This window comes from Rhodocytophaga aerolata, assembly GCF_030503435.1.
GTDB classification, from domain to species: domain Bacteria; phylum Bacteroidota; class Bacteroidia; order Cytophagales; family 172606-1; genus Rhodocytophaga; species Rhodocytophaga aerolata.
Genome location: NZ_JAUKPO010000026.1, coordinates 69,171 through 84,128 on the forward strand (window position 1 = coordinate 69,171; position 14,958 = coordinate 84,128).

Sequence of the window (14,958 nt, forward strand, 5' to 3'; positions counted from 1 at the left end):
ATTTATTCGTTGGAAGTAGCCATTTTGGCCTTCCGTTCCAGGTATTTCTGTTTATGGCTTTCATCGGCAGGCATGCGTTGTACCAGACTTTGGGCAGGCTCAATTCCTGCTTTGTATTTTTCTAAAGCCGCCAGCAACTCTTTTACTTTGGCCGGATTGGCCTTCAGTACGTTCTGTTGCTCCCCTACATCTTGTTTCAGGTTAAACAGCAACGTATCATGGGCCGCTACATCTTTTACTCCCAGTATTCCTTTATTTCCAGCATAGGGGAACTTGATTTTCCAGTCGCCTTTGCGGTAAGCCTGTAGCTGGCCATTGAAATAATACAGCAGTTCGTCGCCTTTACGCTGGCCAGTGCCTGTTAAAACAGGTGTGATGTCTTCCCCATCTAATGGTTTTTTGGACTGGTAATTTGTTACTCCGGCTAGCTTCAGGAAAGTAGGAAAGAAATCAAAATGGGTAGCTATGTTATCGTAGACAGTGCCGGCTTTGATTTTTCCAGGCCAGTAGGCTACCGTTGGTACCCGCATGCCTCCCTCAAAGGTAGTTTGTTTGCCTTCCCGAAGCGGGCCAGGTGAACCGCCTTCTACATCAAAAGCCATCCAGGGGCCGTTGTCACTGGTAAATACTACGAGGGTATTTTCTTCTATTCCATTTTTCTTTAATGCCTGTACTACCTGTCCTACACTCCAGTCCAGTTCTTCTATTACATCGCCATATAAACCTCTTTTCGATTTGCCTTCAAACTCTGGGGAAGCATAAATGGGCACATGGGGCATGGTGTGGGCCAGATACAGAAAGAAAGGCTTATTTTTATTTTTCTCAATAAATTTGACCGCTTCTTCAGTATACACTTTAGTAGTATACCGCTGATCTACTTTATAGTCGGCTACTTCATTTCCACGCATATATACCGTACCCATCATGTCATTGCTATAAGGGATACCGAAGTATTCATCAAAACCATTTTGCAAAGGTAAATATTGCAAATGATGCCCCAGATGCCATTTTCCAATGATGCTGTTGCGGTATCCCTGTTCTTTTAATGCTTCAGCAATGGTAACCTCTGATTGAGGAATGCCTGTAAAACTTTCCGGAAAAAATACGCCATCTATTCCCATGCGGCGGGGATACCGGCCAGTCAGTAAACCGGCACGCGTAGGACTACAAACTGGGGAAGGGCAGTAAAATTCAGTAAATTTGATGCCTTTCTGAGCTAATGCATCAATATTTGGTGTACGGATATCTTTTGCCCCAAAAGCCCCAATATCGCCATAGCCCAGGTCATCAGCCATAATAAATACTATATTGGGTTTGGTAGCAGATTGCCGGGAAGACGTTTGTCTGGGCTGAAAAGCAGTAAGTAACCCCACTGCTCCTGCAGACAAGCAAAACAACAGAATACTCAAGTAATAGGCGGTTTTCATTTAATTATTGTTGTAAGTATTGAATTTAAGAGAATACATTTATAAATACTACTGACAGCCTCATCTTTATGTAGCGTAACTTTACTCCGCTAACTCACTGCCTGGTTTGTCGGACTTTACTAGCGGATAGAGCACTTGTGAGTACCAGGAATCATCCTGATATTCTTCCAGTCCATATTCCTCCGGATATTGTCTGGTGATTTTTGCAGTGCCGAATATCACATCCCACAGGAAAAACATATTGCCATAATTGCCATTGTAGTGGCCGATACCATCGCGGTCATGGGCGGCATGGTGGGCATGGTGTGTGGCTGGGGTGGAAATCGTTCTTTCCATTACCCAGGCAATCGGGTGCAGCCATTTGTTATCGTAAAAAGGTTTATCCCACTTGATGCTGGAATGTGCCATCATCGTGATTAGTCCTTTCACTCCTCTGGCTATCAGTGCCGGAACACCCAAGCCTAGGAATACCAGGGTAGTGGTGACATAGGTTTGCGGAAACAAAAGTGTATAGAAAAAGCCTTGCCGGCTTGCCATGGCCATGCCCATATAGGGGGCTGAGTGATGGGTACGGTGGAACTTCCATAACCAGGGTATTTCGTGGTGAAGGCGGTGATACCAGTATTGGGTAAGGTCATCGGCAATGCAAATAATGAAGAAACCCCACCAGAAGGGCACCCAGTTAAATATTTCTTTATATTCGGGAGCCACTTTGGGAAGCAGTTGTAAAGCAAAATAGGATACTAGCACCGGCATCAGCAGTTTGCCAAACAGGATACTGGCCAGGTCTACCAGTTTATCGTTCAGTTTCCATTTTTTATAGAGACCAAATGAAAATTCAAGTATGCCCACAATGAATAAGATGGCGGTTAATCCCCAGCCATTGAGGTGTTGAAAGATTTCTTTTACTAATTCCATATGCGTATATTTTAGCTGTGAAAATAAATAGATGATGTATGTTGATCTGCTTGATTAGTTGTCCACTACCTGCAGTTGCTCCGTTGGCTTTGTGGAAGCAGGTTCAGTACCCCGGAGCTTTTTTACAAGTGTTAAGCTAGCCCACACAAACAAAACCGGAATCAGGTACAGGGCCAGTGTCACCAGCAGTTTTTTGAATAGGATAACAGTGTCTTTGGCTGCAATGTATTTCATAACTTTTCCTGGTTTATATGTATCAGATTGGGAAATAATATCTTTCTCCCTGTACCTCAATGGTAGAATTGTTGCGGCTGGGCCAGGTGGGTTTCTGCACCTTGTTTTCCCAGGTTTGCAGAGCAGCCAGTAATTCTCTTACCTTTTCTGGTTGTTCTCCACAAAGATCTTTGGTTTCTGAACGGTCGTTTGCCAGATTAAAAAGAAGCTGTTTGCCGTTGCGTTCATTGATATACAGTTTATAGTCTCCTTTGCGGACGGCTTTGGAATAGCCACTCCGCCAGAACAGCGTTTCATGCGGACGGCCCTGACTCTGGTTATTTAAATAAGGAAGCAGATTTACCCCATCATATTCTTTGTCAGCCGGGAGGCTTACGCCGGCTACGGCTGCAGTAGTTGAAAAAACATCCAGTAAACTTACCGGCAGGTTGTACTCTTTTCCGGCAGGCACTTTACCAGGGTATTTGATGAAGAAAGGCACACTATAGCCGCCTTCAAAATGTGATAGTTTTCCACCTTTGAGCGGTGCGTTATCTGTTGCTCTGGTATACGTTGCCCCGCCATTATCACTGGTAAAAACAATTAGGGTGTTTTTATCCAGGCCCAGTTCTTTCAGCTTGTTATGGATTCTTCCTACGGCATTATCCAGGCCGCTGATCATACCATAGTACACCCGTTTGGTAGAATCACTTACTTGCGGATATTTGTCAAAGTCACTCTTTTTTGCTTGGAAAGGATCATGCGGCGCATTGAATGGCAAATACAGAAAGAACGGGTTGTTTTTGTTCTGTTCAATGTAGCTAATGGCTTCATCGGCAAATTTATCGGTCAGGAACTGCTTTTCCTCCACATCCTGGTTATTACGGACAATCCGGTTGGAGCCGTTGCGGTGCCAGGCAGCATATTCACTTAAGGCCCAGGGTAAATGTTTGTTTACTACCGCAGGATCATTCTCCACTGCATATAAGCTAAGGCCGCTATAAAATCCATAATGGTAATCAAAGCCTTTTTGTTGCGGATAAAAGCCGTCTGTTTCCCCCACATGCCATTTGCCAATAGCCGCTGTTTTATAGCCGTTCTTCTTTAATAGTTGCGCCAGTGTAATTTCTGAATCAGGTAAGCCTTTTCTGATTTTATTAAAGGCTTCTTCCTCAATGCCAGGTTCCTGCGATGAGCCTACTTGTTTAGAGAAAGCCGCATACTTTTGCAGTTGCTCCGGCGTTGGTTTGATGCCGGTACTTTGGGGTACCAGAAACTCAAAACCAAACCGTTGCTGGTAGCGTCCAGTCAGCAATCCTGCCCGGGAAGGGCTGCATATAGGCGCAGAGGAATAGGCTTGCGTAAACCGCACACCCTCTTTGCCTAAGGCATCAATGTTGGGTGTTTTTACAACCGGATTCCCATACGATGCCAGATCACTATAGCCCAGATCGTCTGCCAGAATTACAATAATATTCGGTTTAGCCGTTGGAGGAAGGAATTTGTTGCTTTCATTAGCAGCAGTAGTATCTTTGAAATGAAAGCCGGTAGTCAGCAAAACCGATAAGGTTAGGGTCAGAAGAAATACAGCCAGCCCTATAGTTTTATAAGAAACGTTGCGCTTTTTCATATAGCGGATAGTTGGATAAAGTTTAGGAATTATTTAGCAGAATTTGTTTCTACTAACCATTGCGACAGATGAGCTGGTACATACCCAGGCGCATAGTCTTTCTTCACTTCCAGATACTCCAGGTACTGCGATACTTTAGTAAATGCTGTGGTTAAATCCTCAATAATTACACTGCTATCTACCTCTGTTATATGAATGGAAATAGTAGCTTCCTTTGAGTTAGTAGGCTGATGTATAGCTAATATGGTATTACTATTTTGGAGTGATTTAATAAACACATCGATCGCCTCCAGTTGCAGGGACAAGGCCAGTAAATAATGATTGTTCTTATGGCTAATGGCGCCATTTACATAGGGATGTGAATGCAGATACTGGGCAATATCAGTTGATTGTATAGAAGAATGGATATGTGTCATGGGAAGAATGTTTAAAGGTGATAGAAGTAGTAGCACAAGCGTTGAAAGTAGTTCTTATCGGAAGCTTTTGTCCTCCAGGGCCGGACAGGCCCCGCCTTGCCAACACTGCTGTATAGAATCCACACAAACCTGCTCCCTATGCCAAAGATTCTATAAGGCAGCTTATGTCAAGGCTGTTGTCATATCTTTCATTAAGCTCGTTTTACTCTTATATATGAAGTTGAAATGCAGTTCACGGGCAGCAACATCGGAAAACCATTCTTAGTAACATGTCTTGAAAATTGCGGAGCCAACCGTGAACATCTCTCATACCGCAATCTTTTGTCCTCCGGGGCCGGACAGGCCCTGAATTCACAGCACCGCTGTATACAATCCGCACAGGGCCTATGCTGACCCGAAGATTATATAAGGCGGCTTTTGTGAAGGCTGTTATCGGTACTGGCATACTTTGTCGTTAGCGTTAGTTATTCTGCTGGCTGATGGTAGACCATTCTTGTACACCTGCCTTAGGTGCCCACTTTTCATACAAGCCAATTAATTCCTGGAGTTTGGCCGCATTAGACTGGCTTAGGTCGTTTAGTTCCGTGCGGTCTGTTTCCAGATCAAATAAGCGCCAGCGGTTTTCTGGATAGCTGGATACAATCTTCCATTTTCCCTGACGTACTGCCCGGTTGCCCTGGTGTTCCCAGTACAGCACCTCATGCCCGGTCCAGGGTTTGCCTTCCAGTACATTCCTCAGAGATAATCCCTGGGCAGGTGTAAGCGTATTGCCTTCGAAAGTTTTCGGATATTTCACGCCTGCTAAGTCAAATAAGGTGGCTTGTACATCAATTAAATGAGCAGGTTGATGGTTGAATGAATTTGGTTTAATGGTTCCTGGCAGATAGGCAATAAACGGACTGCTGATGCCTCCTTCGTGCTCCCAGTGCTTAAAAGACTGAAAAGGCGTATTGCTCACATTGGCCCAGTTATACTCGTAAGTAACAAAGGAATTACGATTGTCAGCCGGCAAGTCTTTTACCTGTTTGGTCACTTCTTCTGTTTGCTTCCATAAGGGAAAAGCATATTCGTGGCTTGCGCCATTATCGGACATAAACAAAATCAACGTATGCTGATCGGCACCGGTTTCTTTCAGCTTATCCAGGATACGGCCAATGTTCTGGTCTACCCGGTCTACCATTGCTGCAAATACCGCCATTTTCAGATCCCAGGCATCTTGCTCTGTTGCTCGAAGCTGGTTCCAGGCAGGCACTAGTGAATCACGGGGAGATAGTTTCCACTCTGGTTTAATCACGCCTAGCTTCAATAGTTTCCGGTAACGTTCTGTGCGGATGACATCCCAGCCTTTTTTATATTTCCCCCGGTACTTGGCTATGTCTTCTGGTAATGCTTGCAGCGGAAAATGTGGAGCATTAAAGGTAATATGCAGGTAAAAGGGCTTCTTTTCGGCTCTGGCTTCGTCCAGAAAAAGCAAGGCATAATCGGTAATTTCATTGGTCAGATAGTACCCATCCGGTTTTGCTTCTGTAAGGTAATTGTCCAGTTTCTTTCCATTCAGAATAAAGAAGTCATCTTTCCGCAGTTTGTAAGGATGGGGATAGAAGTAGTTGCTGGTACCTCCAATTAAGCTGAACGTTCTGTCAAAACCCCGGGCAGAAGGCCACTGGTCCGGCTCGTTTCCTATGTGCCACTTGCCAGACAATGCCGTAAAGTAGCCCTGGGTTTTCAAGCCTTCCGCAATGGTTATGCTTTGCTTATTAAGGTAGCCCTGATAGGCAGGCGTACCCAGATTTGCATTCATACTGCCTACGCCTGCCTGGTGCGGATATAAACCAGTAAGTAAGGCAGCCCGGCTGGGGCAGCAGCGGGAGGTGTTGTAGAACTGTGTTAAGCGCAATCCGCCTTGTGCCATCTTATCCAGGTTGGGCGTACTGATCTCCGAGCCATAGCAGCCGATATCCGAAAAGCCCAGATCATCTACCAGAATGACAATCAAATTAGGTTTGGCAGCCGCTTTCTTTTCTGCCTCTTTTTGAGGAACAGACTGTACAAAACTCAGACTGACCAGCAATACAAAGAATACGATTAATTTATTTTTACTCATAGGTAGCGCTTTCAAATAGTTGTTATTAAGGAGTAAAAAATTAAGGTTTGTCCCACCATAAGCGGGGTTCCTGGTAGTTGGATGGTCCAGGTAATTGCTTGTTTAGCGATTGTTCATCCTGTGGATAAGGAAAGCGCCTGGCAATCTGGCCACCGGGATTCAGGCTATGGGTAGCATTTACCGCCAGAGGTAATTCCGGATATCCGGTCCGGCGGTAATCTACCCAGGGTTCTGGTTGAAGAAACAAGGCAATGTATTTCTGGGTGATAATCGTTTTTAGATCAATTGCAAACTCCCCGGTTAAAGTGGCTTTAGCAGCCAGGTATGCAGCCCGTTTTTCCGCTATAGCATCTGGATCAGCTGCATTGCTTACTACTTTATTGAAAGAGGCAGTTACTGCTTCAGTTAAAGCTGTTTGTGCCTTGGGATCAGATGCATTTAAGATCAGCCGGGCTTCTGCTTCAATCAACTTAGCTTCTGCATAGGTAATGAAAGCCACCGGTGAAGTAGTAGAGCCATAATAGGGACCAATCAGGGAGAAGGCACCTGGAATACCGGCTACTCCGCCACGGTATTTTCCGGGTTGATAGGGTGTAGCAAAATAAGCTCTGCGGGGATCAACTACAGCGGCAGACTCCTGGGTGCTGGGGGCTGTTACTTCATTGCCGTTTAATAAGTTGACAAACGAAGCGCCCAAGCCTACCCAACCCGGACGGGAGGTGTTTTGCTGGTAAAAAGGATTGGCATTGGTCTGGGCGGCCCCAAAAACCACCTGTGCATCTCCTGCATTGGTAGTTATTCCTCTGTATTTTCCATCTGGTCCACCCTCATACAAATACGCCAGTGCCTGAGTGGCCGCTGTAGTAGCGTCCAGTTTACTCAAATGCAAGGCATAGCGGGCTTTGAGTGTCCAGGCTACGGCTAACCAGTTTTGCACATTTCCTTTAAATACCAGATCATCTGCTCCTGGAGGTGCTGTAGTAAAGGAAGTAGCCGGCTGATTTAGATCAGCAATTGCCTGGTCTAGTAATGTCTGGATACCTTCGTATACTTGCTGCTGAGAATCGTACGTAGGAGCTGTATTTTCTCTACCCTGTAAAGCACTACTAAAAGGAATATCCCCAAAAGTATCTGTTAAGGTGCCATAGGTAAAGGCCGTTAAGACTCTGGCAATACCTGTGTAATATGGAGCATTGGTAGTCTGACCTTTGTCGATAATGATACTCAACTCTTTCAGTACATTGCTGTAAAAATTCACCCATATACCGTTGAAGCGGCCGGGAATAGCCGTATAGTTATCGTTAGCGGTAGCATCGCCATTGGAACCTGCAGCCTGCTGCATTACCGTTGCTGACAATAATCCGGCATCCAGCCCCAGGTTATAGGCCAGTGTGCCCTGTGCTCCGGTGAGCACGACACTTAAGGGAGCCTCTGCCGGTACATTAGGGTTTACATTAGCTTCCTGCAAATCGCATGAGCTTAGCAACAGGACAAACAAGGTGAGCGGTAGTATATATAATTTCCTGAGTGGAAGGAATTTCTTGTTCATATTTCTAAATGATTTTATTCGGTTATAAAATTTACTATGTGTATTAAGCATTGAAGGTGCACTTTATGGAAAGCTTTTGCCTTCAAGGCCGGGTGGGCCTCGCCTTTGCAACGCCCCTGTATAGAATCCGCACAAACCGGCTCCCCATACCAAAGATTCTATAAGGTGGCTTATACAAAGGCTGTTATCAGTTGTCAGCACATTCAATTGTTTACAGTTCACACATCCTGGATTAGAAAGTAAGATTGATAGAGGCTCCGTAGCTGCGGGTATTGGGCGTGGTCCAGAAGTCAATCCCTGAGAAATTGCTAAGGCCATTGCGTGTTCCCAGATCCGGATCGGAACCAGTGTAGTTGGTCGCTAACAGGAAGTTTCTGGCTGTTAGGGTGATGCTGGCTCTGGAAAGTTTCAAAGGGGCAATCAACTTTTCTGGCAAGGTATAGGTGAAGTTTACATCCCGCAAACGCAGCCAGTACAGGTCTTTCTCAATGTATAAGCCCTGAATATCAAAGGTGCGGCGGTACCAGGCCTGGCCAATTTTTACGGAAACATCATTAGGTGTGCCTTCACTGGCTTTTACCCCTTCAAATACATAGTCTTGTCCGCGGTTTTCGGTAGATTTATCCACCCCATTGAATACCATCTGCAGGCGTGGGGCATTGAATATATCAAAGCCATAGCGGGTGTCCAGGAAGAAAGAGAAAGCAAAGTTTTTATAAGTAAACTCATTGCGTAAACCTGCATTGAATTTTGGGTTAGGATCGCCAATCTCCGTGAAAGAGGTATTTACAACCGGATAACCATAATTGGAATTAGGATTGCCGTTGGCCAGGGTTGGCTGATCATCAATCAGCACTTGTCCGTTTTCATTCTTCTTTACATCAATGCCATAAAATACACCATAGGGCTTGCCTACCATGCCTCTGGCTTCCATCCAGATACCACCCAGGCTCACATTATTGATTCCTTCCGTCAGAGACAACACTTTGCTGATGTTTTTTGAATAGACTACTGATGCATCCCAGGTGAAGCCGCCGGGAGTTTCAACTGGCGTAGCCCGCAGAGTTAACTCTACGCCTTTGTTAGAAATTTCACCAGCATTAATCAGGTTAAACTGCGATCCGGTAGAAGAAGGAATGGCTACAGGTATAATCTGGTCCTGGCTTAGGTTGTTGTAATAGACTGCTTCCAGGCCAACACGGTTTCTGAGAAACTGCAGATCGGTGCCTACTTCCCAAGTTGAAATCCGTTCAGGCTTTAAATTCGGATTGCCCAGGGTATTGGAGTAGGCTAAGCCAGCCTGGTTGTTGAAAGGAAAGTTAATACCGCCTTGAATCCAGCCGGATGCATTGGCATTGTTGTAATACGTTAGCAGCGAATACGGATCGGCATCATTTCCTACCTGTGCATAGGTAGCCCGTACTTTGCCCAGAGACAACCATGAACTGTTGATTCCCAAGGCATCTGTAAATACCCAGCTGGTATTAATAGAAGGATAGAAGAAGGAGTTTTTGCCTTTGGCTAGCGTAGAAGTCCATTCGTTACGTCCGGTTAACTCTACAAACAACCAGTTTTTATAATCCAGGCGTACATCGGCATAGCCTGCCACCAGTTGCCGGCGGAGGGTCTGGTTGAAAGAGGTAGAGGTAGACGCATTGGAAATATTGAAGTTGCCAGGTACAATTAAACCATCTCCCCGGGTATTGATCTGGTTGCGGAACGAGTTGTAGAAGTTATGCCCCAACAATACCGAAAGTTTCAGATCACCGCCTAACTCTGGGGCAATGGTCAGGATAAAATCCGTGTTATAATCTCGGCGGGTATAGTTTACATCGTTAATGGTACCAGTAGGAACGCCGGAAGTGCCGCGGCTGAAGCCCCCTTTGCGTACATCCGTATAGCTGTCTAATCCGTAGCGGAAGGTGGATTTCAGCCAGGGAAGTATTTCATAGTTAGCCTCTGCAAAACTGATAAAGCGGTTCACCTCATCGTATTGCGGGTTCATATTCAGTGACCAGTAGGGACTATCCCAGCCGCGGCCATTGGCATACGAACGGGAGTCTCCCCAGGGTTTGGCATTGGTAGGCGGCAACAGATAGGATTCAGGATTACTCCAGGGTTTGTCCAGGCCATTGGTAATATCAAAGTTTGGCGGTGTATTGATTAATGCCCGTACCACGTTGGTGTTGAAGCCACCCATCAACGCCCGGTTGTTGGCTCCGGAATTAATGTAGTTCATACCCCCAGCTATTTTGAATTTATCTGTTACGTTATAATCGCCGTTAAATCGGAAGGTAGACCGGTAAAAATCGGTAGTAGGAATCACGCCTGTCTGGTATAAACGTCCGGCAGAGAAGTAATAGCCTGCTTTTTCGGTATTGCCATATACACTTACGTGATGGCTTTGCGTTTTTCCTTTTACATAAAAATTATCTACATTATTATACCTGTTCACCGGAATACCATTGGAACGTGGATCATTCTGCCCGACAATCAACCCATTTTTATCGAATTGATTGGGAATGCCTGAATAGGTAAGTGTATCCAGCAAAGCACCCCAGCTTTCATCGGAACCAGTCTGACCTGGTATTATATATTGGCCATTTAATCCATTGGAGAACTTCGTTTGCTGAGGTTGTACCCGACGGTTGAGTTCATCTACCGTGAAGGAACCGGAATACGATACATGGAATGGCTGATCGGTGTGTTTAGAGCCCCGTTTAGTGTTAATAATAACAGCTCCATTAGCTGCCCGGATTCCATATAAAGCCGCTGCCGCAGGACCTTTCAGTACCGTTACCGATTCAATATCGTCACTGTTAATATCTACGGCCCGGTTGGAAGGGGTAGCCAGAGAATTTACATTGGTGATGTTTCCCAGAATATCCTGAATGGAGTTGTCTACAGGAATACCATCCAGTACAAACAAAGGAGAGTTATTTCCCAATAAAGAAGAGTTTCCCCGGATACGTACAGTAGCAGAACCTCCTGGAGAGCCGCCACTGTTGCCGATCTGCACACCGGCCACTTTTCCGCTTAAGGCCGTTACTACATTCGGTTCACGGGCATTCACAATATCTTTACCTTTTACTTCTGCCAGACTGTAACCCAGCGCTTTGGTTTTACTTTCAATGCCTACGGCGGTTACTACAATTTCTTCCAGCAGTTTATCATCGCTAACCAGGGAGATATCAATAGCAGAGCGGTTGTTGATGGCGACTTCCTGGGTTTTAAAGCCAACAAAGCTAAAGTACAGGCTGGTACCGCCTGGAACTGTTTTGATACTGTATTTTCCATCAATATCCGTAACGGTGCCGGAATTGGTATTTTTGAACACCACATTCACCCCAGGCAGTGGCTCGCCTTTGGCATCAGTGACCTTTCCGGTAACCACCGAATCTTGTGCATAAACGCCCACTCCACCTAGCAGGAGGGCAATCAGTAAAATATATTTCATGTTGTATGTTGAAGTCTACTTTTGAGGCAATACTATTTTATCCACCTGCCAAAGGGCAGATAGCTATTTTGTCTGTTATATAATCTGCTATAATAGCAGGCGTAAGAAGTTAGGGTGGGAGGTGGCTTGTGTAAACACTACCATCCCTGTAAATGCGTTGATCTGACCAGGTTTGGTTAAATCAAGACAGGAAGGCTAGCGACAACAGCAACAACGACCTTGTGCATGCTTGAGGTTAGTGATGCATTTGGCAGAAACTTGCAACGTACTAAGCTGTGTATTTTTAGGAGTGTTCATAGGTGTTGTGGTTTATGGTTTTATACACGTTGGCTAAGCTGTTATTCAGTATTCTCAGCGATTAGCCTTTTGAAAACAGAAGCTATTTATATCAGGTGTTGATTTCATTCCTTTTAAAAAGAGGTCGCGAGCGGAATCGAACCGCTGTAGAAGGTTTTGCAGACCCATACCTGACCACTCGGACACGCGACCCTTTGGAATACACCTTAGGTAGCTACTATAGGAAAGTTGAAATCGGAATGTTTAATGCTGTGCTTTGTTAGCAACAACAGCGCCTCTTACTCTGGCTTTTCTTAGCCTGATGAACTATGTCGTTGCCGGCTATTGGGTAGTACCACACGTACTCAACTGGTGAAGGATTTTTCATAGGTGTCTTGTTTAACTGATGACTACAATCTAATTCGGAACAAGAGTTACCACTTGTTATTGAGAAGCTAGCTATAAAATAGATAGCCCTTTTTTTAAAAATATTCTCATTGATGCGTCAAAGGTAAAAAAAACTTTTTTATATTTCCAAATCTCTATAGGAATAATATAGATTAAATTTGTTGATTACTTCATTTTTTATAACCTATATATCTAAAAATATGTTATCTAAAAAAGCAAAATATGCCTTAAAAGCTTTGATCCTGCTTGCCCAGAACCCGGTAGAAGCTATGATTATTGCTGATATTGCCACTAGACAAAACATTCCTAAAAAATTTTTGGAAGCCATTTTAGTAGAATTAAAAAAGAATGGCTTGTTGTATAGTAGCCGGGGACGATTGGGCGGTTACCGCTTGCTAAAAAGTCCAAAAGATATTACTATTGGTCAGGTGATCCGTATAATTGATGATCCTTTAGTCAATCCGTTATGCTCAAGCCGTCAGGCATACACACCTTGTGTAGAATGTATACAAGAGGAAAACTGCATTATCCGGTTGACTATGCTAAAAGTACAGGAAGCAACAGTGAAAATTTTGGATAGTACCACCCTCTCTGATGCTGTTACTTACCATATGATACAGAATTACTATAGGTAAAAAAACAAAAAGAGTTGGAAAGTAGATCTATACCAACAGTAAAATTAATAGGTAGAAAAGGATATGAAATGGATTACCCGCGAACGCCCGAAGATAGACCGCATTGCTTGCCCCTGGCTGATCAAACGGTTTATTGATAAAGAGGCTCAAATCATCTTTGTGCCTGATAAAGAAGTGCTACAACAGGCAAAGGAAATGGAAGCTATACCATTTGATATACCCGGCGTGGAATTTACCCACTATGAAGACCGATGCACGTTTGATTATTTTCTTCAAAAATACGCACTCACCGATCCTGCCTTGCAGGCGATAGCTCCCATTGTCCGGGGTGCCGATACAGATGATCACTCAGTGGCAAGCCAGTCGTCGGGTTTGTGGGCTATCTCTGCCGGACTGGCTTTTAACTATACCGATGATTATGAATTGCTGGAACAAGGAATGCTGATTTATGATGCGCTCTATAGCTGGGCTAAATATTTGCAGAAAGAAAAACACACCCTAAACCCAACAGAGCAGTTGTTACTGCAAGTATTCAATACCTATATGCAGCAGAAGGAAGGAGCCCTTAAAATTCCCTCCTGGGCCAAAGAATTAAAAGAGATCATCCAGGATCAGATAGATACTAATTTAAGCTTAAGTCTGAAAGAGATTTCAGAAGGCTTACAAGTAAATCCGGCGTATGTGTCCCGGGAGTTTTCCAAGTATTTCAATAATATGTCTTTTGGGGAGTACATCCGCAACTTACGTATCGAAAAAGCCATAGACCTGCTTCATACCACCTCCAACTCCTTATCTGAGATAGCCTATTTGACGGGTTTTTCTGACCAAAGCCATTTCACCCGCATTTTCAAAAAACACACCGGAAAAAATCCTTCCGATTACAGAAAAAATTTACCAAAAAGTAAAAAGCATACAAAAGAGTAAATTCTGTTCTATTTTCCTCCCCCAAGAGCCAGTATTATTGTGTCAGCAAAAGACTACTTATCCATGCGATCGGTAGATGTCTGCACAGTATTGTTTAAAATAGATAGGAAGGCAATGAAGATCATACCTTTTCAACAATCTGAAAAGCATACTTTTCAGCAATAGTGAGAACCCTATAATAAATTGTTGCAAGCATACATTTGGGAGTGTTTTACGAGTACCGGCTCCCGCTAACCAAACCACTATGATTAAATTTATACGACTGCCTCTGTTATTTGTATTGTTTTTACTACTCTATCACCTTCCTTTAAATGCCCAGGACAATGTAATTGTTATTTCCGGTCAGGTTACAGACAATGACAGCAAAGAGCCCCTGACAGGTGTAAATGTACTCATCAAAGGAACAGTTTCGGGCACGGTGACAGATGGAAAAGGAAATTTTACCTTAAAAACCAGGCTCAAATTTCCATTCATCATGGTTTTTTCCATGGTAGGTTTCGAGCCAAGGGAATTTGAAGTAAAAGGTACAGATTCTAATATCCAGGTAGCTCTCCTGACTCAAACCATGCTGGGCAAAGAGGTAGTAGTAACAGCTTCCCGCATGGAGGAAAGTATACTAAAATCACCGGTGGCTATTGAAAAACTCGATATACGGGCAATTAAAGATTCCCCTGCCCCTGGGTTTTATGATGCTCTGGAAAATGTAAAAGGCGTGCAGATGACTACTTCCAGCCTCACCTTTAAAGTGCCCAATACACGCGGATTTAATATTCCCAATAATTTCCGGTTTATGCAGCTGGTAGATGGCGTAGATATGCAGGCAGCCACCCTGGGAGTACCGTTGGGTAATGCCATTGGCCCCACTGAATTAGATATAGCCAGTGTAGAAATTACCCCAGGAGCGGCTTCTGCCTTATATGGCATGAATGCGATCAATGGAATGGCAAACCTGCTTACTAAAAGCCCCTTTTTATATCAGGATTGAGTCTGTATCAAAAAAC

11 protein-coding genes and 1 tRNA gene are annotated in these 14,958 nt (G+C 44.3%); 3 read left to right on the forward strand and 9 right to left on the reverse strand.

Features of this window, described 5'->3' with window-relative positions:
• Nucleotides 1-2 precede the first annotated feature (2 nt).
• From Q0590_RS28095 to Q0590_RS28135, 9 genes are all read right to left on the reverse strand, one after another.
• Nucleotides 3-1,427 carry a sulfatase family protein gene (locus tag Q0590_RS28095; RefSeq protein ID WP_302040975.1) on the reverse strand — a complete coding sequence of 475 codons (1,425 nt, stop codon included), beginning with the start codon at nucleotides 1,425-1,427 and terminating at the stop codon, nucleotides 3-5.
• Nucleotides 1,428-1,508: 81 nt separating this feature from the next.
• A complete protein-coding gene (locus Q0590_RS28100; RefSeq protein ID WP_302040976.1) occupies nucleotides 1,509-2,345 on the reverse strand; it encodes a sterol desaturase family protein in 837 nt (278 codons plus the stop codon).
• A gap of 54 nt (nucleotides 2,346-2,399) precedes the next feature.
• Nucleotides 2,400-2,579 carry a hypothetical protein gene (locus Q0590_RS28105; RefSeq protein ID WP_302040977.1) on the reverse strand — a complete coding sequence of 60 codons (180 nt, stop codon included), beginning with the start codon at nucleotides 2,577-2,579 and terminating at the stop codon, nucleotides 2,400-2,402.
• A gap of 22 nt (nucleotides 2,580-2,601) precedes the next feature.
• Nucleotides 2,602-4,188 (reverse strand): sulfatase, encoded by a 1,587-nt coding sequence (locus Q0590_RS28110; protein ID WP_302040978.1) that lies wholly within the window; start codon nucleotides 4,186-4,188, stop codon nucleotides 2,602-2,604.
• Nucleotides 4,189-4,217: 29 nt separating this feature from the next.
• On the reverse strand, nucleotides 4,218-4,604 hold the full coding sequence (locus Q0590_RS28115) for a hypothetical protein (RefSeq protein ID WP_302040979.1): 387 nt from the start codon (nucleotides 4,602-4,604) through the stop codon (nucleotides 4,218-4,220).
• A gap of 460 nt (nucleotides 4,605-5,064) precedes the next feature.
• On the reverse strand, nucleotides 5,065-6,708 hold the full coding sequence (locus Q0590_RS28120; protein WP_302040980.1) for an arylsulfatase: 1,644 nt from the start codon (nucleotides 6,706-6,708) through the stop codon (nucleotides 5,065-5,067).
• A 40-nt stretch (nucleotides 6,709-6,748) separates the two neighbouring features.
• The gene (locus Q0590_RS28125) at nucleotides 6,749-8,257 is read right to left on the reverse strand and encodes a SusD/RagB family nutrient-binding outer membrane lipoprotein (RefSeq protein WP_302040981.1); all 1,509 of its coding nucleotides are present in this window, start codon (nucleotides 8,255-8,257) and stop codon (nucleotides 6,749-6,751) included.
• Nucleotides 8,258-8,489: 232 nt separating this feature from the next.
• On the reverse strand, nucleotides 8,490-11,714 hold the full coding sequence (locus Q0590_RS28130) for a SusC/RagA family TonB-linked outer membrane protein (RefSeq protein ID WP_302040982.1): 3,225 nt from the start codon (nucleotides 11,712-11,714) through the stop codon (nucleotides 8,490-8,492).
• Between the two features lie 418 nt (nucleotides 11,715-12,132).
• A tRNA-Cys gene (locus Q0590_RS28135) sits at nucleotides 12,133-12,203 on the reverse strand.
• A gap of 395 nt (nucleotides 12,204-12,598) precedes the next feature.
• Between Q0590_RS28135 and Q0590_RS28140 the strand changes: the two genes are divergently transcribed.
• The 3 genes from Q0590_RS28140 (at nucleotide 12,599) to Q0590_RS28150 (ending at nucleotide 14,942) form a co-directional block, all read left to right on the forward strand.
• Nucleotides 12,599-13,033: an RrF2 family transcriptional regulator gene (locus Q0590_RS28140; protein ID WP_302040983.1), complete on the forward strand. Its 435-nt coding sequence runs from the start codon at nucleotides 12,599-12,601 to the stop codon at nucleotides 13,031-13,033.
• A 63-nt stretch (nucleotides 13,034-13,096) separates the two neighbouring features.
• Nucleotides 13,097-13,957, forward strand: coding sequence for a chromate resistance protein ChrB domain-containing protein (locus Q0590_RS28145; protein ID WP_302040984.1), 861 nt, complete (start codon nucleotides 13,097-13,099; stop codon nucleotides 13,955-13,957).
• Nucleotides 13,958-14,201: 244 nt separating this feature from the next.
• Entirely contained in the window at nucleotides 14,202-14,942 is a 741-nt protein-coding gene (locus Q0590_RS28150; protein WP_302040985.1) for a carboxypeptidase-like regulatory domain-containing protein, read from the forward strand.
• Nucleotides 14,943-14,958: the final 16 nt, after the last annotated feature.

Coding starts and splice junctions, on each gene's coding strand:
- Q0590_RS28095 (WP_302040975.1), bottom strand. CDS start 1,427: ATGAAAACCGCCTATTACTTGAGTATTCTGTTGTTTTGCTTGTCTGCA.
- Q0590_RS28100 (WP_302040976.1), bottom strand. CDS start 2,345: ATGGAATTAGTAAAAGAAATCTTTCAACACCTCAATGGCTGGGGATTA.
- Q0590_RS28105 (WP_302040977.1), bottom strand. CDS start 2,579: ATGAAATACATTGCAGCCAAAGACACTGTTATCCTATTCAAAAAACTG.
- Q0590_RS28110 (WP_302040978.1), bottom strand. CDS start 4,188: ATGAAAAAGCGCAACGTTTCTTATAAAACTATAGGGCTGGCTGTATTT.
- Q0590_RS28115 (WP_302040979.1), bottom strand. CDS start 4,604: ATGACACATATCCATTCTTCTATACAATCAACTGATATTGCCCAGTAT.
- Q0590_RS28120 (WP_302040980.1), bottom strand. CDS start 6,708: ATGAGTAAAAATAAATTAATCGTATTCTTTGTATTGCTGGTCAGTCTG.
- Q0590_RS28125 (WP_302040981.1), bottom strand. CDS start 8,257: ATGAACAAGAAATTCCTTCCACTCAGGAAATTATATATACTACCGCTC.
- Q0590_RS28130 (WP_302040982.1), bottom strand. CDS start 11,714: ATGAAATATATTTTACTGATTGCCCTCCTGCTAGGTGGAGTGGGCGTT.
- Q0590_RS28140 (WP_302040983.1), top strand. CDS start 12,599: ATGTTATCTAAAAAAGCAAAATATGCCTTAAAAGCTTTGATCCTGCTT.
- Q0590_RS28145 (WP_302040984.1), top strand. CDS start 13,097: ATGAAATGGATTACCCGCGAACGCCCGAAGATAGACCGCATTGCTTGC.
- Q0590_RS28150 (WP_302040985.1), top strand. CDS start 14,202: ATGATTAAATTTATACGACTGCCTCTGTTATTTGTATTGTTTTTACTA.